This is a genomic window from Actinoplanes sp. M2I2, assembly GCF_023544445.1.
Lineage (GTDB): Bacteria > Actinomycetota > Actinomycetes > Mycobacteriales > Micromonosporaceae > Actinoplanes.
Window position 1 is genome coordinate 149,849 of record NZ_JALPVJ010000014.1, and the last position, 21,154, is coordinate 171,002.

General features: G+C 71.5%; 18 protein-coding genes. 6 read left to right on the plus strand and 12 right to left on the minus strand.

What is annotated here, in order from left to right:
- Nucleotides 1-319 precede the first annotated feature (319 nt).
- From HJC40_RS28050 to HJC40_RS28060, 3 genes are read right to left on the minus strand one after another with little or no spacing between them, the layout of a single operon-like run.
- Entirely contained in the window at nt 320-1,879 is a 1,560-nt protein-coding gene (locus tag HJC40_RS28050) for a dihydrolipoamide acetyltransferase family protein (protein WP_250005494.1), read from the minus strand.
- A complete protein-coding gene (locus HJC40_RS28055; protein ID WP_250005497.1) occupies nt 1,876-2,862 on the minus strand; it encodes an alpha-ketoacid dehydrogenase subunit beta in 987 nt (328 codons plus the stop codon). The genes HJC40_RS28050 and HJC40_RS28055 overlap by 4 nt, the downstream gene beginning before the upstream one ends.
- Nucleotides 2,859-3,944 (minus strand): thiamine pyrophosphate-dependent enzyme, encoded by a 1,086-nt coding sequence (locus HJC40_RS28060; protein ID WP_250005500.1) that lies wholly within the window; start codon nt 3,942-3,944, stop codon nt 2,859-2,861. The genes HJC40_RS28055 and HJC40_RS28060 overlap by 4 nt, the downstream gene beginning before the upstream one ends.
- Nucleotides 3,945-4,001: 57 nt before the next feature.
- Between HJC40_RS28060 and HJC40_RS28065 the strand changes: the two genes are divergently transcribed.
- From HJC40_RS28065 to HJC40_RS28075, 3 genes are read left to right on the plus strand one after another with little or no spacing between them, the layout of a single operon-like run.
- Nucleotides 4,002-4,529 (plus strand): Lrp/AsnC family transcriptional regulator, encoded by a 528-nt coding sequence (locus HJC40_RS28065; protein ID WP_374272912.1) that lies wholly within the window; start codon nt 4,002-4,004, stop codon nt 4,527-4,529.
- A gap of 47 nt (nt 4,530-4,576) precedes the next feature.
- Nucleotides 4,577-5,884 carry a gluconolaconase gene (locus HJC40_RS28070; RefSeq protein WP_250005502.1) on the plus strand — a complete coding sequence of 436 codons (1,308 nt, stop codon included), beginning with the start codon at nt 4,577-4,579 and terminating at the stop codon, nt 5,882-5,884.
- A gap of 34 nt (nt 5,885-5,918) precedes the next feature.
- Nucleotides 5,919-6,896, plus strand: coding sequence for a glycoside hydrolase family 6 protein (locus HJC40_RS28075; RefSeq protein ID WP_250005505.1), 978 nt, complete (start codon nt 5,919-5,921; stop codon nt 6,894-6,896).
- 255 nt (nt 6,897-7,151) lie between these two features.
- Here the strand turns inward: HJC40_RS28075 and HJC40_RS28080 are convergent, their stop codons facing one another.
- Entirely contained in the window at nt 7,152-7,451 is a 300-nt protein-coding gene (locus tag HJC40_RS28080; RefSeq protein WP_250005508.1) for a hypothetical protein, read from the minus strand.
- A 497-nt stretch (nt 7,452-7,948) separates the two neighbouring features.
- Here HJC40_RS28080 and HJC40_RS28085 point away from each other — a divergent pair, with 497 nt between their 5' ends.
- On the plus strand, nt 7,949-9,184 hold the full coding sequence (locus HJC40_RS28085) for a pyridoxal phosphate-dependent aminotransferase family protein (RefSeq protein ID WP_250005510.1): 1,236 nt from the start codon (nt 7,949-7,951) through the stop codon (nt 9,182-9,184).
- Nucleotides 9,185-9,668: 484 nt separating this feature from the next.
- On the opposite strand, the gene HJC40_RS28090 is transcribed toward HJC40_RS28085, so the two are convergent.
- The 3 genes from HJC40_RS28090 to HJC40_RS28100 all read right to left on the minus strand — a co-directional run bounded on the left by HJC40_RS28090 (nt 9,669) and on the right by HJC40_RS28100 (nt 11,070).
- A complete protein-coding gene (locus HJC40_RS28090) occupies nt 9,669-10,112 on the minus strand; it encodes a multidrug efflux SMR transporter (RefSeq protein WP_250005513.1) in 444 nt (147 codons plus the stop codon).
- 44 nt (nt 10,113-10,156) lie between these two features.
- Entirely contained in the window at nt 10,157-10,477 is a 321-nt protein-coding gene (locus tag HJC40_RS28095; RefSeq protein WP_250005515.1) for a multidrug efflux SMR transporter, read from the minus strand.
- Between the two features lie 104 nt (nt 10,478-10,581).
- Nucleotides 10,582-11,070, minus strand: a complete 489-nt coding sequence (locus tag HJC40_RS28100; protein ID WP_250005517.1) for a MarR family winged helix-turn-helix transcriptional regulator — start codon at nt 11,068-11,070, stop codon at nt 10,582-10,584.
- Nucleotides 11,071-11,154: 84 nt separating this feature from the next.
- Between HJC40_RS28100 and HJC40_RS28105 the strand changes: the two genes are divergently transcribed.
- A complete protein-coding gene (locus HJC40_RS28105; RefSeq protein ID WP_250005519.1) occupies nt 11,155-14,199 on the plus strand; it encodes a BTAD domain-containing putative transcriptional regulator in 3,045 nt (1,014 codons plus the stop codon).
- On the opposite strand, the gene HJC40_RS28110 is transcribed toward HJC40_RS28105, so the two are convergent.
- The 4 genes from HJC40_RS28110 to HJC40_RS28125 form a co-directional block, all read right to left on the minus strand.
- Entirely contained in the window at nt 14,183-14,923 is a 741-nt protein-coding gene (locus HJC40_RS28110; protein ID WP_250005522.1) for an ABC transporter permease, read from the minus strand. The two genes, HJC40_RS28105 and HJC40_RS28110, sit on opposite strands and share 17 nt — an antisense overlap.
- Nucleotides 14,920-15,858 (minus strand): ATP-binding cassette domain-containing protein, encoded by a 939-nt coding sequence (locus HJC40_RS28115; RefSeq protein WP_250005523.1) that lies wholly within the window; start codon nt 15,856-15,858, stop codon nt 14,920-14,922. Before HJC40_RS28115 ends, HJC40_RS28110 begins: the two co-directional genes overlap by 4 nt.
- Nucleotides 15,859-15,948: 90 nt before the next feature.
- The gene (locus tag HJC40_RS28120; protein WP_250005524.1) at nt 15,949-17,037 is read right to left on the minus strand and encodes a M15 family metallopeptidase; all 1,089 of its coding nucleotides are present in this window, start codon (nt 17,035-17,037) and stop codon (nt 15,949-15,951) included.
- 50 nt (nt 17,038-17,087) lie between these two features.
- On the minus strand, nt 17,088-17,627 hold the full coding sequence (locus tag HJC40_RS28125) for a TetR/AcrR family transcriptional regulator (protein ID WP_250005526.1): 540 nt from the start codon (nt 17,625-17,627) through the stop codon (nt 17,088-17,090).
- Nucleotides 17,628-17,712: 85 nt separating this feature from the next.
- Between HJC40_RS28125 and HJC40_RS28130 the strand changes: the two genes are divergently transcribed.
- Nucleotides 17,713-18,651 carry an LLM class F420-dependent oxidoreductase gene (locus tag HJC40_RS28130; protein ID WP_250005528.1) on the plus strand — a complete coding sequence of 313 codons (939 nt, stop codon included), beginning with the start codon at nt 17,713-17,715 and terminating at the stop codon, nt 18,649-18,651.
- Here the strand turns inward: HJC40_RS28130 and HJC40_RS28135 are convergent.
- Nucleotides 18,632-19,354 carry a VOC family protein gene (locus HJC40_RS28135; RefSeq protein WP_250005530.1) on the minus strand — a complete coding sequence of 241 codons (723 nt, stop codon included), beginning with the start codon at nt 19,352-19,354 and terminating at the stop codon, nt 18,632-18,634. The two genes, HJC40_RS28130 and HJC40_RS28135, sit on opposite strands and share 20 nt — an antisense overlap.
- Nucleotides 19,355-21,154 lie beyond the last annotated feature (1,800 nt).

Genomic DNA, 21,154 nt, shown 5'->3' on the forward strand with positions numbered 1-21,154 from the left:
GCCCAGCGCCACCAACCGCGCTTTGCGCAATCCGGGCCAGCACCACCAACCGCGCTTCGCGCGATCCCGGCCAACACCACCAACCGCGCTTCGCGCAATCCGGGCCATCACCACCGACTGGGCTTTGCGTAGTCCCGCCAGCGCCGCTGACTGGGCTTCGCGCAGCCTGGGCCAGCGCACCACACCGGCGCCAGGCGGACCGGTTCGGGGGACAGCGGTCGGTGGCCATCCGCCGACGCAGGTCTGCGTCGGCGGATGGCCACCGTCGACGCCGGGGGGGACCTCGGTCAGAGCTTGGGGCCGGATGAGCAGAGAGCGATCAAAGCTTGGCGATCGCCGAGGCGGGGTTCTCGACGGCGTCGGCGACGCTGCGCATGAAGCCGGCGGCTGCGGCGCCGTCGGCGATCCGGTGGTCGAAGACGAAGCTCATCTGAGTGATCTTGCGGACGCGGATCTCCCCGTCGACCACCCAGGGGCGGTCCAGGATGCGGCCGAAGCCGAGGATCGCCACCTGGGGATGGTTGATGATGGCGGCGCTGCCGTCGACCCGGAAACTGCCGTAGTTGTTGAGGGTGAAGGTTCCGCCGCCGGTCACTGTGCCGGTTCTCGCGCTCTCGGTTATCCGGCGGATCTCCTCGTCGAGCCGGGTGGTGGTCAGGGATCCGGCGTCGTGGACGGCCGGGACCACCAGGCCGCGGGCGCCCTGGACGGCGATGCCCAGGTCGATGCGGTCCAGCTCGACGATCTCCTGGCGTTCGGTGTCGACGCGGGAGTTGAAGACCGGGTACTCGCGCAGCGCGGCCACTGTGAAGCGGGCCAGGTAGGCCAGCAGGCCCGGGCCGGGACGGGTGGCTTCGCGCAGTTCCCACAGCGGGGTGGCGTCCACGTCGACCCAGACCGTGGCCTCGGGGATCTCGGCCCGGCTGCGGCTCAGAGCGGCCGACACCGCCCGCCGGAAACCGGTCAGCGGAACGCGCCGCTCCCCCGGCGCCGACAACAACGGCTGGGACTGCGACGACAGCTGCGGCTGCGACGACAGCTGCGGCTGCGACGACAGCTGGGACTGCGACGACGGCTGGGACTGCGACGACGGCTGCTGCTGCGGGTGAGGCTGCTGCGACAACGGCGGCGACTGCAACGGCGGGACGGCCAGCGCGTGCGTGACGTCTGCTCGGACGATCAACCCGCCCGGGCCGCTGCCCTGCAGGACGCGCAGGTCCAGGCCGCCCTCGCGGGCCAGCCGCCGCACCAGTGGCGAGACTACGAGAGGTACCCGCGAAACCAGGGCCGGGGCGTGCGTGACCGAAGCTGGCGCGTCCGACGCCGCGGCATAGGCACCCAAAGTCTGAGCCTGCGCGACCGGCGCCACGTCACGCCCGACCGAAGCCGGCGCGACCGCCGCCAGAGCCGGCGCGACCGGAGCGAGAACCGGCGTGACCGGAGCCGGAGCCGGCGCGACCGGAGCCGGCCCGACCGAAGCTGGAACCTGCGCGACCGGCGCCCCGGCGTGGGTGACCGGCGTGCGCGGGCGGCGGCGCCGGCCGGAGGACGTGGGTGCGCCCGAGGTGCCGTATCCGATGAGGACGTTGCCGGAGCCGGCCCGTTCCTCCTCGCGGTAGGTGTCGGCCGGAGCCGGCGTGACGGCGGCGACCGTGAGCAGCGGCTTGCCGACCTCCAGCACCGCGCCCTCCGGCGCGTGCCGGGTCGCGACCTTCCCGGCGTACGGGGAAGGGACCTCGACCAGCGACTTGGCCGTCTCCACCTCGACCACCGGCTGGTCGACGGCGACCGTGTCGCCGTCGGCGACCAGCCACCGCACCACCTCGGCCTCGGTCAGCCCCTCGCCCAGGTCGGGCAGCCGGAAGACCTGGTCGCTCACGAGTCCTCCCACTGCAGGTCGTCGACGGCGTCGAGCACCCGGTCCACGCCGGGCAGGTGCAGGTGCTCGTACTTCGGCGGCGGGTAGGGGATGTCGAAGCCGGTGACCCGGCGGATGGGCGCGGCCAGCGAGTGGAAGCAGCGTTCGGTGACCCGGGCGACGATCTCCGAGGAGACGCTGGCGAAGCCGGCGGCCTCGGCGACCACCACGGCCCGGCCGGTGGAACGGACCGCCGCGCAGACCGTCTCGTCGTCGAACGGCACGATCGAGCGCAGGTCGACGACCTGCAGGCTGCGGCCTTCGCGGTCGGCCACCTCGGCCGCCTCGAGGGCGATCGGCACGCTCGGGCCGTAGGCGATCAGCGTCGCGTCGGTGCCCTCGCGGCGGACGACGGCCCGGCCGATGGCCGGCGGACGGGTCCCGAGCTCGACCTCCTCCTTGCTCCAGTAGAGCTTCTTGGGCTCGAGGAAGACGACCGGGTCGGGCGAGGCGATCGACTCCCGCAGCAGGGCGTACGCGTCGGTCGGGGTCGACGGCGTGACGACATGCAGCCCAGGGGTGTGGGCGTAGTAGGCCTCCGACGAGTCGCAGTGGTGCTCGACGCCGCCGATGCCGCCCGCGTACGGGATCCGGATGACCATCGGCAGCGCGACCCGGCCCCGGGTGCGGTTCCGCATCTTGGCCACGTGGCTGACGATCTGCTCGAAGGCCGGGTAGGCGAACGCGTCGAACTGCATCTCGACCACCGGGCGCAGGCCGTTCATGGCCATGCCGACCGCGACGCCGACGATGCCGGACTCGGCGAGCGGGGTGTCGAAGCACCGGTCCTCGCCGAACTGGGCGGTCAGACCGTCGGTGACGCGGAAGACGCCGCCGAGCGGGCCGACGTCCTCGCCGAAGACGACCACGGACGGGTCGTCGGTCATCGCGTCGCGCAGGGCCCGGTTGAGCGCCTGGGCCATCGACAGCTTCTCGTGGGTCATCGCAGTGCCCCCTCGTCGTCGAGCGAGCGGTCGAGCTCGTCGGTCAGCTGGGCGGCCTGCTCCCGCAGCTGCGGGGTCTCGGTGGCGTAGACGTGGGCGAAGAGCTGGGCCGGGTCGGGTTCGACGTCGCGGTTGAGGCCGTCGCGCACGTGCTCGGCGACGCGTTCGGCCTGTTCGCGGTACGCGGTCTCGTCGACCCGCAGATAGGCCGACAGCCGGGCGATCGGGTCGCGCGCGACCCAGGCCTCGACGTCGGCGTCGGCGCGGTAGCGGGTGGCGTCGTCGGCGTTCGTGTGGGCCTGCATCCGGTAGGTGTGCGCCTCGACGAGCTGCGGTCCCCCACCGGCCCGGGCCCGCTCGACCGCCTCGCCGAGCACCGACAACAGCGCGGCGGCGTCGTTGCCGTCGACCCGCTCGCCGGGGATGCCGTAGCCGACGCCCTTGTGGGCCAGCGACGGCGCGGCGGTCTGGCGGGCCAGCGGGACGCTGATCGCGTACTCGTTGTTCTGGATCAGGAAGACGACCGGGGCGCGCAGCACGGCGGCGAAGTTGAGCGCCTCGTGGAAGTCGCCCTCGCTGGTGCCGCCGTCGCCGCACAGCGCCATCACGACGGTCGGCTCGCCGCGCAGGCGGGCCGCGTGGGCGACGCCGACGGCGTGCGGCAGCTGGGTGGCGAGCGGGGTGGCGTGCGGGGCGACCCGGTGCTCGTACGGGTCCCAGCCGCAGTGCCAGTCGCCCTTGAGCAGCGTCAGCGCCTCGACCGGGTCGACGCCGCGCTCGACGACCGCCACGGTGTCGCGGTAGGTCGGGAACAACCAGTCGCCGTCGGCCAGCACCTGGGCGGCCACGACCTGGCAGGCCTCCTGCCCGTGCGACGACGGGTAGACCGCCAGCCGGCCCTGCCGGACCAGCGCGTACGCCTGATCGTTGAGCCGCCGGGCGGTGATCAGGGAGGCCAGGGCCCGCCGGAGCGTGGCCTCGTCGGGAAGGGCGCGACCGGTCTCGGGGACGGGGTGGCCGTCCGCGTCGATGAGGGTCACGGGCATGTCGGAGGGCAGAAGGTGGTCTGCGACACCTGTCATGACGTCATGCTGGTCCGGTTGCCATCTGGATTCCAGTGCCGGTCCGGAACCGAGAACATGTACGTTCGGGAGGGCTTTCCGGAGGCCGGATGTCCAGGCGGCACGGCCTCCGATGAGGAGGGGGTGAGACAAGTGGCCGGGGCGCTCGACGACATCGACCGGCGGATCCTGGCCGAGCTCACCCGCGACGGCCGGTTGTCGATGCGCACCCTGGCCGAGCGGCTGCACATCTCCCGGGCCAACGCGTACGCCCGGGTCGAGCGCCTGCGCGCCACCGGCGTCATCCGGGGCTACCGGGCCGATGTCGATCCGGTCGCGGCCGGCCTCGGCACCACGGCGTACGTGACGGTGAACCTCAACCAGGCGGAGTGGCGCGACGTCGCCGAGCGGCTGAGCTCGCTGCCCGGTGTCGTGCACATCGCTCTGGTCGGCGGCGAGTTCGACGTCATCATGCTGGTGCGGGCCGAGGACAACGCCGCGCTGGGCCGGCTGGTGCTCGACGAGATCCAGGGCATGCCCGGCGTCGTGAACACGCGCACGCTGCTGGTCTTCGAGGAGGCCGAACCGGCCCGGCCCGGCGAATGAGCGGTCCGGTTTGCCTGACCGTCACCAAAGTGGGTACAAGTGCACCGGTGAAGACAATCGTGCGTGCGCTGACGGCCGGTGGACTGCTGCTCGGCGCGGCCGCGTGTTCCACGGACGCGCCGGCCCAATCCGCGAGACAGACCGTACCGCCGTCGTCGGGCTCGTCGGCCCAGGCGCCGGCCCTGGTCGCCACCGAGGTGCGCGACGGCAACGGCGAGGCGCCGTTCGACCGGGCGCGACAGGTGCAGGCGCCGCCCGGCTGGACGGTCGGCGTGTGGGCCCGGGTGCCCGGCGCGCGGCTGCTGGCCTGGGCGCCGGACGGCAAGCTGCTCGTGTCGCGGCCCGAGTCGGGCGACGTCCTGGCGCTGACCGACGGCAAGCCCGAGACGCTGGTCGGCGGGCTCGACCAGCCGCACGGGCTCGCCTTCGACGGCGACACCCTCTACGTGGCCGAGAGTGATCAGGTCGACGCCTTCGCCTACGCGGGCGGCAAGGTGTCCGGTAAGCGGGTCGTGGTCGACGGGCTGCCCGACGACAAGAGCGCCGACCTGGGCGGCAAGTACGCCCACGCGCTCAAGAGCGTGGCGGTCGGCGAGGACGGCTCGCTCTACATCTCGGTCGGTTCGACCGGCAACATCTCGGCCGAGGACCGCGACGCCAACCCCGAGCGGGCCACCGTCCTGCGCTTCGCCGACGGCAAGCTGGGCACCTTCGCGCGCGGTGTCCGCAACGGGACGGGTCTCGCGGTGGCGCCCGACGGCGGCGTGTGGACAGCCGTCAACAACCGGGACAACATCCCCTACCCGCACGAGGGTGACCGCCAGGGCGAGGTGGAGACCTCGTACGTCAACGACCACCCGCTCGAGCCGCTGGCCAAGCTGACGCAGGGACGCGACCTGGGCTGGCCGTACTGCAACCCGGATCCCGACCTGAAGCCCGGCGACGAGGACTCCCCGCTCAGCTACACCGACCGGCCCTTCGTGCGCGACTTCGACACCAACCGCGACGGCACGAAACTGGACTGCGCGACGCTGCCGCCGGTCGAGCAGGGCATGGGCGCCCACTCGGCGCCGCTGGGTCTGAGCTTCGCGTCGCGGTTGCCCGGGGCGTACGGGGACGGCGCCCTGGTCGGCGTCCACGGCTCGTGGAACCGCAAGCCGCCGCGCCCGCCCGAGGTGTCGTTCTTCGCCTACGACGACGGCGCTCTCGGCCCGCAGCAGACGCTGCTGACGGGCTTCCAGCTCGAGAACGGCTCGCGCTGGGGCCGGCCGGTCATGGCTGTGCAGGGGCCCGATCAGGCCCTGTACGTGAGCGACGACTACGCCGGGGCGATCTACCGGGTAACGCCTTCCTGAGAACCGGCGCCGTTTGCGGCGGTACCGTCCGTACGTGCCCTTCGAGAGCCCGGGCCGGCGGGCGGTCGCCGCCGGAATGGCCGCGCTGCTGGCCGCCGGCTGGCCGGTCCGGACGGGGCGGGAGGCCGTCCCACCGCCGCGGCCGCCGACGGAGCTTTACGTCGAGCGCACCGGCCCGGCCGTCGAGCAACTGCGGGCGTACGAGGCGGCCGGCCGGACAACCGAGGCCGGGCTCCTCCGGAAGATCGCGTCGCGGCCGGTGGCGGCCTGGTTCGCCGACAGCGACACCGCGCGGGTGAGTCAGGTGGTCACGGCGGCCAGGTCTTTCATCCCGGTGCTCACGCTCTACTACATCCCGCACCGCGACTGCGCCAGTCACTCGGCCGGCGGCGCACCGACCGCTGCCGCGTACAAGGCGTGGATCGACACGGTCGCCGCGGCCCTGACCGGCCACCGCGCGATCGTCATCCTCGAGCCCGACGCGGTGGCCCAGTCCGTACAGGGGTGCCTCTCCCCGGCCCAGCGCGCCGAACGCCACCGACTGCTCAGCCGGGCGATCACCACGCTCACCGCCAACCCGGGCCTGAGCGTCTATCTGGACGGCGGCAACCCGACCTGGATCGCCGACACCGCCACGATGAGCGGGGCGCTGCGCCGGGCCGGCATCGCGCGGGCTGACGGCTTCGCCCTCAACGTGGCCAACTTCGAGACCACGTCGTCGAACATCCGATACGGCACCAGGCTTTCCCGGCGGCTCGGCGGCGCCCACTTCGTCATCGACACCAGCCGCAACGGCAACGGCCCGGCCCGCCGGTCGTCCGGCGACCGCCACTGGTGCAATCCCCCGGGCCGCGCCCTGGGCAACCCGCCCACCCTCACCACCGGTCACGACCTGGTCGACGCCTACCTCTGGATCAAACGCCCCGGCGAGTCCGACGGCGCCTGCGGCCGGGGCGCCCCACCGGCCGGCACGTGGTGGCCGACCTATGCCCTGGAGCTGGCCGCGGGCTGAAATCCGGCCCCATGGTGACCGGGCTCGGCGGCGGCAGCGGCCACACCCAGTAGATCATCTCGTATCGGCGGCCGCCTCCTCCACCGCCGTCCTGTGTCAGCAGCGGGACGGTCGGCTCCTCGTCCCGTCACCCGGAAGGCGACCGGGCTGGTCGGCGGGTGGTCGGGAACGACGACTCGGCCGCTGAGGGACCACAGCGCGGCGGGCGCGGCCCGGTCGTCAGACCCGGCCGCGCCCGCGGATGCTGCGGAGGTGTCAGTGGGTGCGCGGGTCCGCGTCGCTGCTGCGGCTGCCGGCCTTGGCCAGACCCCGGCTGACCATGTACCCGATGGTGAGCAGGGTGATGTACCACCAGGCCTTGTCGGCGGCGAAATAGTCGGCGCCATTGTTGGCGGATCCGTCGCCGACGGTGTAGGAGGCGATGAGTACGCCGATGACCGCGAGCACATAAACAATGAGCTCGGTGGTCTTGAAGGACGGCTTGGTCTCCTCGCCCCGGAAACGGGCGCCCTTGAGAGCGACGTTCTCGGTGTGGGCGTGGGTGCTCGTAGCCATGTTCAGCTCCTCTGTAAGTTCGTCTTCGGGCCGCCCGATGACGGCAGGAATGGCATACCCGCGCCATTCGAAAGCGAATCGCGATTACCCACGCCGTTTTCAGACTGTTATCAGAAACGCTGTCCGCACCTCGGGCCCGCCGCTATTTCGAACAATGCTCGAAAAAGCACGGAGAACCTTGCTTCACGGCAAGGAGTAACCGTTTCACATTCGACGTCGGGCAGTGACACCGACCGGTCGAGCCGTCGCGGACTGTGACCCCTCGGGATCGCTGCGCGACCAAGGTCGACAGGTGGTTCTCGACACACCGCCACGGTTTGTTGTCGCGTGCCGTGAGCGGAAAGAGTGGCGGTGGCCGCGGCGACGGAACCCACCGGCGCACTGCCGCGGTCGGTGAACATTCGCCGGTGTCGTCCGGCCCGACGGGTCCCGGCGGGTTGATCGACGATCACCCGGGTAGGGCCAACGATGATCCAGAAACGCGAGAGGGGTACCACGTGCCGGCCCAGACTCATGACATCGAAGACCTTCGGGTCAACAGCCGGATGTACGACGCCGTCATCGAGGAGATCGACGGGCGCCGGATCCGGATCGGCCAGGACTGGCTGGTGGATTGGGCGTCCTGCAACTACCTGGGCTTCGACCTGGACGACGAGGTCATCGAGGCGGTCGAGCCGCAGCTGCGCAAGTGGGGCACGCATCCCAGCTGGTCGCGCATGCTCGGCAGCCCGCGGCTCTATCCGCAGCTCGAGGAGCGCCTGACCGAGCTGCTCGGCGCCGAGGACGTGCTGCTCCTGCCGACCATCTCGCAGATTCATCTCGGGGTGATCCCGGCGCTGATCGGCCAGGGCACACTCATCATGGAGAGCCGCGCGCACCGCACGATCTACGACGGCTGCGTCTTCGCCCGCGGGCAGGGCGCGACCATGAAGCGGTTCCGCAGCGGCGACGTCGACGAGCTGGAGCGTCTGCTCAAGGAGGCCACGGCCCGTCCGGTCATGGTCTGCATGGACGGCGTCAACAGCATGACCGGCGACATCCCCGACCTGCAGACGTACGCGCGGCTGTGCCGGGAGCACGACGCGGTGCTCTATGTCGACGACGCGCACGGCATGGGAGTCATCGGCGAGCGCAGCGCCGTCGAGACCTCGCCGTACGGCATGCGGGGCAACGCGATCGTCAAGCACGCCGGCGAGACGTACGACAACATCATCCTCGTCGGGGGCTTCTCCAAGGCGTACTCGTCGCTGCTGGCCTTCCTGGCCCTGCCGACCGCGGTCAAGAACCAGCTGAAGGTGGCCGCCCCGACCTACCTCTACTCGGGGCCGTCCCCGGTGGCGTCGCTGGCCACGGTCATGGCCGGGCTCGACGTGAACGAGAAGCGCGGTGACGAGCTGCGCGGGCACCTCTACCGGCTGACGGCGAAACTGCTCTCCCACGTACGGGAGATGGGGGTGCACACGCTGAACGTGCACGACACCCCGGTCGTGGAGATCCCGATCTCGCCCGAGCACGACCTGATCGCCGTGTCCGAGCGGCTGTGGAGCGCCGGGCAGTACGTGACGCTCGCCCCCTACCCCGGCGTGCCCCGCGACGAGATCGGCTTCCGGGTCCAGCTCACCGCCGCGCACACCGAGGAGCACGTCGACGCGCTCAACAACGTCCTCACCGACCTGGCCCGCGACGGTGTCCTGCGTCCCGCCCTGCCGAGGCAGCGCCGGCCGATCGCGTGAGACGTGCCGCTCAGGCGTTGCCGGCCCGGTCGGCGCAGACGGCGCTCCACGCCTGAGCGGTTCGGCCGGGCCCGGCCGGGGGCAGACCGCGGTTCACGCCTGGGCGGTTCGGTCGACAGCGTTGCGCCAAGAAGCCCGGGCCGCCCTCAACGGGCCCGGCCACGCCATCCCCAACCCCCACGCCATCCCCAGCCCCCACCCGCCACGCCATCCCCAGCCCCCACCCGCCACGCCATCCCCAGCCCCCACCCGCCACGCCATCCCCAGCCCCCACCCGCCTCGGGGCATGGGGTGGAACTTAATCGACGTCAAGCCGATCGGGCCGAGTTGTCCACAGGGGGCGGCATGACAATTCCTGGCAAGGTCTGTTCGGCGACGACATCGAAATCAAGCCGGGCCGCGAGCCGGCGTTCGGCACGACCGAGCGGACGGGATGGCGGGAATCAGCCCGTCCGGCCGGCGGTGCCGGGTGGTCGCCGGACGCTCAGCGAGGCGACGACGTAGTGGCAGCCCCCACGGCGGGCTCAGCGCCGGCCCCGGCCGCCGCCTTCCGCGATCCGACCTTGACGCTGTCGGCGAGCTTGAGCCAGACGAGACCACCGATGATCACGGCCAGCCAGAGGCCGCGGGCCGGGGTGAGGGACTCGTCGAAGAACACCGGGCCCAGCAGCGCCGCGCCGACGGCGCCGATGCCCGCCCACACGGCGTAGCCGATGCCGACGTCGATGCGCTTGAGGGCGACGCTCAGCGCGTACAGCGTCAGCAGGAAGAAGACGACCGCGGAGACGGACCAGCCGAGAACGGTGAATCCCTCGCTCCCGCCGACACTGAGCGCATAGCCGACCTCGAACACGCCGGCCAGCAGCAGGACGAGCCAGGAGCGGGTCTTCGAGTCGGTCGTGGTTGTCGCAGTCGTGGTGGTGGTCATGGGAGTGGTCCTTTCAGTGGCGGATGGCGAGGGGATGGCAGTGGTCACGCGGCACCGCTGAGCTGCAGGCCCACGACGCCACCGATGACGATGAGAATGCCGAGGCTCTTCTTCCAGTCCAGCCGCTGACCGAGGAAGAGCGCGCCGACGATCACGATGCCGACACCGGCCACACTGGTCCAGATCGCGTAGCCGGCCCCGACGTCGAACGTCAGCAGGGCCAGGCTGAGAAAGAACGTGGCGATCGCGCCGCCGGCCAGCGTGGCGACGGTCCACCCCGCGTGGGTGAAGCCCTTGGCCTTGCTCGCGAAGAGGCCGACGGCGACCTCGAAGACGACGGCAATTCCTAGGTAGACCCAGCTCATGACGGTCCTTTCCAAGCAGTGACGAACGATTGTCGAAAAGCTATCTGTCTGTACGTGCATATATCTGGGCGCAGTGCGGGCCTGGGAGTGCCACCCGGCAGTGATCAGGGGTTGAGGAGAGCGGCGATGCCGGTCAGAGCCTGGCTCACCTGCCGGGCGTCCAGCTGGGGGAAGTGCTCTGCCGCGCCGCCGAGCAGGTCGCGAACACGCTCCTCGTAGGGCCCGCGCACCTCCCCGACCAGGGTCTCACCGTCATCGGTGAGGACCGCGTAGACACCGCGCCCGTCGTCGGGGCAGGTGTCGCGGCGGGTCAGGCCCTTGCTCTCCAGCCGGCTCACCAGCCGGGTCACGGAGCTCTGATTGAGGCTGACCCGGTGGGCCAGATCGTTGACCCGCAGCTCCTTGTCGGCCTCCCGGCTCAGGTAGGCCAGCGCACGATACTCGGTCAGCCCGACCCGATAGGTGTCCGTGAGCCACTTGCCGAGGGCAGCGTCGACCGAGGAGACGAGCGCGGCGACCTGCGACCAGGTCGCGCTGACGTCGCCGACCGCGCGGGATCCCGCCCCCTGAGACCCAGAAGCATGTATGTGCATGCAGATACACTAGCGCGTTTCCCCGATGACGCAAGCTCCCGCGCGGGAGCGACGGCTCCGGGGGCCCGTGGCAAGATCTGCCGGGTGCAGATCAGGGTGCTGGGGCCGTTCGAGGTCCGTACGGACGACGGCAACCTCGCCGACGTGCCGGGCGCCCGGCTGCGCGGCCTGCTGGTCGCGCTCGCGCTCGAAGCGGGCCGGGTGGTGCCCAAGGCGACGCTGGTCGACTGGATCTGGGGCGAGCGGCCGCCCGCCGACGCCACCAACTCGCTGCACCGCCTGGTGTCCCGGCTGCGCAAGGCGTTGCCGGCGGGCGTCGTCGAGGGCCACCCGGCCGGCTACCGGCTGGCGGTGGATCCCGACTCGGTCGACGCCGTGCGGTTCGGACGGCTGGTCGCCGACAGGTCCGTACGGGAGGCTCTCGCCCTGTGGCGGGGCGCCGCCCTGCAGGATGTCGGCCTGACCGACAGCCCGGCCTTCGACGCCGCCGTGACGCGGTGGGAGGAGCAGCGGCTGGCCGCCCAGGAGGACAGCTTCGAGGCCGGCGCCGGACCCGAGGCGATTCCCGGGCTGACCGAGCTCGTCGCCGCCCATCCGCTGCGCGAGCGGTTCGTCGCCGCGCTGATGCGGGCACTCGCGGCGGCCGGGCGCGGCAGCGAGGCGCTGAGGCTCTACCACCGTACGAAAGAAGCGCTGGCCGAGGAACTCGGCGTCGACCCCTCCCCCGAGCTGTCGGCCCTGCACGTCGCCCTGCTGCGGGGCGAGGGCGCCCGGCCCGAGGCGGCGCGGCGGACCAACCTGCGGGCCGAGCTGACCAGTTATGTCGGCAAGGACGCGGATGTCGCGGCGGTCCGCGAGCTCGTCGCCGGGCACCGGCTCACCACGCTGATCGGGCCGGGCGGCACGGGGAAGACCAGGCTGGCCACCGAGACGGGGCGCACGCTGGCCGATCGGCAGCCGGACGGGGTCTGGCTGGTCGAGCTGGCCCCGGTCGGCGCCGGCGGCGACGTGGCCCAGGCGACGATCGCCGCGCTCGGCCTGCGCGACACGCTGCTCGGCGGGGCGCCCGAGGCCGACCTGACCGAGCGGCTGGTCGCCGCGATCCGGGACCGTGCGGCGCTGCTGATCCTGGACAACTGCGAGCACGTGATCGAGGCCGCCGCCGCGTTCGCCCATCGGCTGCTCGGCGAGTGCCGCCGGATGCGCATCCTGGCCACCAGCCGCGAGCCGCTGGGCATCACCGGCGAGGCACTGTGGCCGGTGGAGCCGCTGGGCTCCGCTCCGGCCGTCCGGCTGCTGCGCGAGCGGGCCGGTGCGGTCCGCCCGGACCTCGCCGACGACCCCCGGACGTCGGCCACGATGGCCCGGGTGTGCCAGGCGCTGGACGGCATGCCGCTGGCCATCGAGCTGGCCGCGGCCCGGTTGCGCACCATGACCCTCGACCAGCTGGCCCATCGGCTCGACGACCGGTTCCGGCTGCTGACCGGGGGCAGCCGGACGGCCCTGCCGCACCACCGGACCCTGCGCGCGGTGATCGACTGGAGCTGGGAGCTGCTCCCCGACGCGGAACGGAGGGTTCTGCGGCGGCTGTCGGTGTTCGCCGGCGGGGCGACGCTGGAGGCGGCCGAGCGGGTGTGTGCCGGGCCGGGGGTCGAGGCGGGCGACGTGCTCGACCGGCTGACCTCGCTGGCCGAGAAGTCGCTGCTGGTCACCGACGGCAACGGCGCGCCGCGCTACCGCATGCTGGGGACGATCAAGGAGTACGCCGAGCAGCGCCTGGCCGAGGCGGGCGAGACCGGCCAGACCCGGCGGGCCCACCTGGCCTGGTTCACCGAGCTGGCCGAGACGGCCGAGCCGCATCTGCGCCGGGCCGAGCAACGGGACTGGCTGGCCGTCCTGCAGGCCGACCACGACAACCTGGTCGCGGCGATGCGGCGCGCTCTGGCCGCCGGGGAAGCCCAGGCGGCGATGCGGCTGGCGGCCGGCGCGGGCTGGTACTGGTGGCTCGCCGGGCACAAGGCCGAGGGCCTCGAGCTGATCACCGCGGCCACCCGGACGCCCGGCGAGGTGACCGACGAGGTGCGGGCCTCGGTCTACGCGCTGGCCGTGCACTTCGTCAGCTCCGGCCGCGGCGACGAGAACCTGGCCGCCGAGTGGATCCACCAGGCGTACGAGGTCAGCCGGCGCAGCCCCGTGCGCGGCCCGTGGGCCGGGCTGGTCGAAGCCCTGGAACGGATGCTGAGAGCTCCGGCCGAGATGGTGTCGGCGTGGGAGCCTCTGCTGGACGAGACCGACCCGTGGATCCGTGCGCTGGCCCGGCTGCACCTCGGCAAGGCCCGGATCATCCTCGGACGCGACGTCCGGGAGGCGGAGAGCCACCTCGAGACCGGGCTGGCCGAGTTCCGGGCGCTCGGCGAACGGTTCGGCATCTGGTTCGCGCTGACCGAACTGGCCGAACGGGTCGCCACGCGCGGCGACCTCGCCGGGGCGTGCGACCTGCTCGACGAGGCGGTCACGGCCGTCACCGAGGTCGGCTCGGTCGAGGACGTCATCCGCATACGGGCCCGACAGGCCCAGCTGTTCTGGCTGCTGGGCGACGAGGAGTCGGCCACGTCCGCGATGGCCGAGGCGCAACGGTACGCCGAACGGGTCACCTGGCCCGACGCGCTGGCCGAACTGGCCATGGCCAAGGCCGAGCTCGCCCGCTGGCGCGGGGACGCCGAGCAGGCCCGCCGGCAGCTCACCGTGGCCAAGAGCGTGCTGGGTGAGGGCATCAGCGTGGTCGAGCACGATCTGCTCGGCTATCTGGCCGACGATCTGGACGAGGCCCGCGCGCATCGGACGGCGGCGTTCCGGCTGGCCTCCCAGGCGGGTTACGCGCCCCTGACCGGGCAGGTCCTCATCGGCCTGGCCGACCTGGCCCTGCGCCAGGACGACCACGAACAGGCCGCGCGTCTGCTCGGGGCGGCCGCCGTCGTCCGCGGGGTCGAGGACCGCTCACACCCGGACGCGGCCCGGATCGAGCGGGCAGCGCGAAACCGCCTCGGCGACGGGGGGTTCGCCGAGGCGGTTCGGGAGGGCGGGCCGGCCGGCTGGCGTCAGCTGGCCGAGGTCACGCTCGCTTCTTGAACGTGGCGGTCGCCCACAGATAGCCGACCAGGGCGATGCCGGCACACCAGGCGACGGCGGCGATCGCGTCGCCCGTCTGCGGGGTGCCGTCGAGCAACCCGCGCAGGGTCTCGATGATCGGGGTGAACGGCTGGTACTCCGCGAACTGCTTGATGCCCGGTCCCATCTTGTCGGCCGGCACGATCGCGCTGCTGAAGAACGGCAGCATGATCAGCGGCACGGTGGCGATGCCGGCCGCCTCGACCGTCTTGGCGGCCAGCCCCAGGGCGACCGTGAGCCAGGCCGTCGCGAAGCTGGTGAGCAGGACGAGGCCGAGCACGCCGAGCCAGTCGAGGAAGCCGCCGGACGAGCGGAACCCCAGGGCGAACGCGGTGCCGACGACGGCCGCGACGGCGATCAGGTTGGTCGCGATGGTGGTGGTCACGTGCCCGGTCAGCACCGCGCCCCGGGACACGTCCATCACCTTGAACCGGTTGATGATGCCCTTGGTCATGTCGGAGCTCACCGCGGTCGAGGTGCCCGACAGCCCGTAGCAGATGGCCAGCAGCATGATCCCGGGCGTCGCGTAGTCCACATAGTTCTCGCCGACGTCGAACGCGTCGCCGAGCACGTAGACGAACATCAGCATGATGACGACCGGGAAGATGACGGCGTTGAAGACCGTGGTCGGGTTGCGGGCGACGTGCTTGGCGTTGCGTCGCAGCATGATCACCGAGTCGGTCATTTGGCCACCTCTTCCACGTTCGGACGTCCGGTCAGGGCAAGGAAGACATCGTCGAGGTCCGGCGTGTGCACGGTGACGTCCTCGGTGTGGATCGCGTTGTCGTGCAGCTGGTTGAGCAGGATCCGCAGCGACTCGGTGCCGCCGTCGCCGGGCACCCGCAGGGTCAGGGTCTCGTCGTCGCGTACGCCGCCGGTCAGCAGCCGGGCCGCCGCCTCGAGGTCGCCGGGGCCGGTGAACCGCAGCCGGACGTGGCCGCCGGGAATCTGGCGCTTGAGCTCGTCCGGGGTGCCCTGGGCGACCAGCCGGCCCTGATCGAGCACGGCGATCCGGTCGGCCAGCTGGTCGGCCTCCTCGAGGTACTGGGTGGTGAGGAAGATGGTCACGCCCTCGGCCAGCAGCTCCCGGATGATGGTCCACATGGTGCGGCGGCTGCGCGGGTCGAGCCCGGTCGTCGGCTCGTCCAGGAAGATGATGCGCGGGTTGCCGACCAGCGTCATGGCCAGGTCCAGCTTCCGGCGCTGACCACCCGAGTACGTCGCGACCAGCTTCTGGGCCGGCTCCTCGAGCTCGAAACGCTCGAGCAGCCCGGCGATGAGCTGCTTGCCGTGGGCGGCCCGGTTGAGCTCGACCATCAGCTGCAGGTTCTCCTGCCCGGTGAGCAGCTCGTCCACCGCCGCGAACTGCCCGGTGACGCCGATCGCGGCGCGCACGGCCTTGGGCTCGGCGGCCAGGTCGTGCCCGGCGACGCGGACGGTTCCACCGTCCGGCCTGATCAACGTGGTCAGTACGTTGACCGTGGTCGTCTTGCCCGCCCCGTTCGGGCCGAGCAGGGAGAACACCGTGCCCGCGGCAACGGTGAGATCAATGCCTTCGAGGACGACCTTGTCCCCGAAGGCCTTCCGTAGTCCGGAAACCTCAATGGCTGGCGTTGTCATGGACCCAACGATCGGGGCCGCCCCTGTCACCGCCCTGACACGGCGCTTACCCGGCCCCTGTCACGGCTCGGCCCGCGGCATCGCGCCGGGTCAGCCGCCGGTGATCGACCAGTGCCACGGCTCCGAGGGCAGGTTCACGAAGCCGTACGCCTTGGCGTGCAGGACGAGCCACTTGAAGGCGGGGCTGGTGCGGGTGAGGCTCTTGCCCCCGGACGTGATGTCGACGGCCAGGCCGAGCTCGTGCAGCGAGCGACCCGGGATGGCGGTGGGCACGCGGCACGACGAGGACGGCGCGCTCCAGATGTCCGGGCAACCGTTGATCTTGCGCAGCTCGGCCTGGCGCTCCCGGGTGCGGAAGCCGCCGCCCGAGATGGCGATGCCGTTGGCGCCGGCGTCGTCGACCATGCGCTTGAAGGCGTACGCGACGCTCTTGTGCACCGTCGTGCCGTAGACGGTCGTCGTGTCGGCGACGACGAAACCGGTCCGGGTCTGGTTGACCACGTCCTTGCTGATCGTGGCGGCCTTGGTGAAGTAGGCGGTCGCGGTGGGCAGCGTGGCGATCCGGTTCTGGGTCACCGCGACGGCCGCGACAACCGCGTCCCGGGCGGTGATCGCTGTGGTCAGCGCGGTGGTCGTGCTGCGGACGTCGGCCTGCGCGGTCGCCAGGGTCGTGACGGCCTGCTCGGTCTGGGTCCGGCGCGATGTCAGTGTCCTGGTGGCGGCAGTGACCGCGTTCCTGGCCTTGGTGACGGCCGCCTTGCTGCTGGGACGCTTCTTGGTGGCCTTCGTGAGGTTGTGCTTGGCGGTGGTCAGGGCGGTCTGGGCGGCGGTCTGCCGGCTGCGGGCCGCCGTGAGGGCGGTGGTGGCGGTCGTGAGCTGGGTCTGGGCGAAGGTGCCGGCCGCGGTCGCCTTGGTGACTTCGGCGGTGCGGGTCACGACGCCCTTCTGCTGGATGACGAGCGAGGTCCGCAGGGTGGCCAAGGTCTGCTGGCGGGTGAGGCTGCGGTGCATCAGCGAGCTCCACTCCTGGGCCACCGCGGGCGGGGCGGCTTGGGCCGGCGCCGGGCCGGCGGTCACCGCCAGGCCGACGGCCAGGGCCGCGAGGATCGGGGCGGTGAGGGCCCGGCGGGCTCGGGCGCGAATCCGGGGATCCGGTCGGAGTTCCTGTCGTGTCGTCACCCGGAGAAGGCTGCTGGGCCACGGGTGCCCGGCGGGGTTCCGGCCGGTTGCTATCGAAGTGCGCGGGCGGCCTGGGCGGCGCGGCCGGCGATCTCCTCGAGGGTGTCGGCCCCCTGGCTGAAGAAGCCCTGAATGATCAGGGACGCGTAGCCGTGCGCGACGGCCAGCGTGGCCTCGAGCAGGCGCGCATCGGCGCCGGTGAGCTCGAGCATCGTCGTCATCAGGGCCCGGGTCCGCTCGCGCCGGTCGTCGTCGGCCACCGCGTACAGCTCGGCGGCGAAGATGACCTGGATGCCGGCGCCGGTGCGGACGACATAGCGGACGTACGCCCCGGCCGCCGCGGCCAGCCCGTCGGCCGGGTCCTCGGCGACGGCGGCGACGATCGCCGCCCGCAGGTCGTCGGCGGCGGCGGCCGAGACGGCGCTGAGCAGGTGGTCCCGGTCGGGGAAGTGCCGGTACGGCGCGGCCGAGCTGACGCCCAGGCGGCGGGCCACCGCGGCGACCGAGAAGCGTTCCAGCCCGGTCTCGGCGAGCACGTCGAAGCTGGCCCGGATCAGCGCGGCGCGGAGATCACCGTGGTGGTAACCCACTTCCGTCCCCCTCCCGCTTGCGACCATGTGAGTAGGCTCTTACATTAACCGAAGTGAGAGACCTCTTACATCGACAGGGGCAGCAATGACCATCCGGCTCGGATACCAGATTCCCAACTTCACCTATCCCGGCGTGCCGAACGGCGAGCTGTTCGACACCGTCGTCGCGCAGGCCCGGGAGGCCGAGGCGGCCGGCTTCGACACCGTGCTGGTGATGGACCACTTCTACCAACTGCCCGGCATCGGCGAGCCCGAGGCCGCGATGCTCGAGGCGTACACGACCCTGGGCGCGCTCGCCTCGGCGACCTCGACGATCCAGTTGTCGACGCTGGTCACCGGCAACACGTACCGGAACCCGGCCCTTCTGGCCAAGACGGTGACCACCCTCGACGTCGTCTCCAAGGGGCGCGCCGTCCTGGGCATCGGCGCCGGCTGGTACGAGCGCGAGCACCACGACATGGGCTTCGAGTTCGGCACGTTCGGGCAGCGCTTCGAGCGTCTCGAAGAGGCCCTGACGATCATCGCGCCGATGCTCCGCGGCGAGCCGGCCACGGTCGACGGCTCGTGGTATCAGGCCCGGGAACCCCTCAACAACCCCCGCGTACGCGATGACGTGCCGATCATGCTGGGCGGCGCCGGCGAGCAGAAGACCTTCCGCCTGGCCGCCCGGTTCGCCCAGCACATGAACATCATCTGCGACATCGACGACCTGGCCCGCAAGGTCTCGGTGCTGCGCCAGCGGTGCGAGGAGATCGGCCGCGACCCGGCCACCCTGGCGACCAGCTTCCTGATCATGGGCATGGTCGGCGAGACCGAGCAGGAGGCCAAGGAACTGGGCGAGACCATCCCCGAGGACCGCCGCAACCGCGCCTTCCTCGGCACCCCCGGCCAGGTGGCCGAGCAGGTCCAGGAGCGCATCCTCGACGCCGGTGTCGACGGCGTGTGCATCAACCTGATCCGCAACGGCCACCGCCCCGGCGTGGTCTCCGCGGTCGGCGCGGCCCTCAAGCCCCTGGTGGCGTGACCCGGAACTCGTTGCCCTCGGGGTCGGCGAGCACCCACCGGTCGTGGTGCCGCCCGGGTTCGGCCACCACGGTGGCGCCGGCCTCGAGCAGGGCGTCGGGCCGCCGATCGCGCCCGACCAGGTGCCAGCGCACCCGGCCGCGGAACCGGTCGATGCCCGGCACCGGGTCGAACACCATGAAGTCCCACGGGAACTCGGGCGCCCCGACCACCGAGGCGGCCTCGCCCTCCTCCTCCACCCGTCCACCGAGGACCCCGGCCCACCACCGCGCCAGCCCGTGCGCGTCGGCACACTTGACGACCAGCTCGAACATCCCGGCCGGCCGGTCGTCAGCCGCCGGGAACGCGCAGAACTCGTTGCCCTCCGGGTCGGCCAGCACGAACCACGGATCGGCCCCCGGCCGGCGAACCAGCCGCGCGCCGGCCCCGAGAAGCTCCCCCGGCTCCGCCCCGTCCAGCCGCACGTCGACGTGCACCTTGGCGTCATCCAAAGCCAGGTCGTCCACCCGATCGAGCCGCAGAATCTCCCGCGGCGGCCGGCCTGCCCCGGGCGCGATCCACGGCTCCTCTCCCCCGCCGTGCACCCGGCCACCGAGCGCCAACCGCCAGAACGCGGCCTGGCTTTCCGGGTCGCTCACCTCGAGCGCCAGCCCGTCGAACTGCGCCATCGGATGGGTGACCTGCCGCACTTCGTCGGAAAGCATGCCCCCGGTTACCGCGAGCAGGGGACATCCAAACGTCTCCATTGAGGAACGCCACACCCCGGGCCGCCGCCTGGCCGAGTCTGCTTGCCGACCGGCCACTGCCGACAACGCCGCGACTGCCACTGCAGCGACCGCCGTCGCACCCGGCTGGTGCAGTACCCGCGCAGCTCACCCATCGCGATCCCGAGCCGCACGCGCCTGGCGATCGGTCTCGCGCGGCAGGACAGCGACGGTGAGCCCACCGCCGTCGCAGCGGGCCACCGCCGCGCGGCCACCGCCGACGCCGCAGGCCACCGCCGCGCGGCCACCGCCGACGCCACGGGCCACCGCTGCGCGGCCACTGCCGCCGCTGCCGACGCCGACCCGGCTGCTGCCGCCACTACCGCGGGCTCGTTCAGATTCGGAGTCTGAAATCGAGCGGCTGCACTGAGTGCCCAACTCTCAGTTCTAACCTGAGCAGCATTGATCGTTGGCATATGCCGTCGCACTTCGGTCGTCGAGGTGAACCCTCAGGCATTGCAGGTTGGGCCCTATGCCGCAACGGCGCCATCAAGACGACCGCGCCTGCAGCATTCCACACTCGGACAATAACGTATTGGCCGGACACCCCCACAGTTGCGACAATGGCCCACTATCGGTATCGCTTCCGGCGGCGCACGGCATACAAACCCAGAACCGATGCGATGTCGGTATTGATGAAGGGCAAATCAAAGCCGTGAGCAACCCCCGGTTCGACCTGACCGCTCTCGGCCGGTCGGAGGAGGGGCACGGCGCAAGCAACGGTCGTGAGACGTTGGAAAACATCCACCGCGCCATCGAGCCTGCGCAGCAGCAGTGGTGGGTCGAGCCGGTGAGCGGTGGCGAAAGGTCTGCGGCCGATCCGCGATCGACTGCCGACCGGCCGCTCGGACGGATCGCGGGATCGCGGTGCGCGTCAACGCAACTCCCACCCTCGCGGCACTCGACACCCTCGCGCCAAGCCTTCCCACCGCGGCGGCCGACCACAAACCATCGGCCGACACCCTCACGGCAGGTGTCGCCGGGACGGCGAACCAGAACCGCGGAGCAATCGAAGAGGGACTCGGTGGCTCAGGCCCCAGCGACGACGCATCGACGCTCGGCCGGGAGACGCACCGATCGACACTGTGAGGCTTGAGGTCCGCTGCAACGCGCGATATCGCGCCACGCAGCGTTGGCCTACAGGCGATCTGAGCAGAACGTGTCGCCGGAACATCAGCCGTCGGTTCAACGGCCGGCTCCACGCTTGAACCCGAAGGCCTGTCCCCGAGTTCCACTTTCGACGCTGCTCGCGACGCACGCATGTCGGCCAGTGGTGTCGGCGGGGGCTCGGTCTCCATCCCCGCGGTCGCGGCGTTCACGCGCTGAGATGATCGAGCGGCTTCCGCAGGAGCGACCATCGCGGCGCGCTCCTCCTCAAGCCGGCGAAGCTTCTCAGCGTGCCGGCGCGCCAACCCCCAGTCTCGATGACGAGCATGCCGACGTCGAAATTCCTCCGCCGCAGCCGAATACCTTCTCGACGCACTGCGATCACGCATCGTCGCCAATTGAGCCTGGGTGAACAATTGAAGCTGCCGCACCACCATATTGTCTCGCGCCCAACCGGGAAATACTGCCCCGGAGGACTTTTCGATCATGCCATCATCCTCCGATCAATGAAGCCACGGCGCGATTTAATGATGACTTTGCGGTTCCATGATCGGCAGTCACCTCATCCCGAACTCGATCCCCATCCGCGCTAGGACGCTACACCTTTCGGCAGTTTGGCAAGGAGTTATCCAC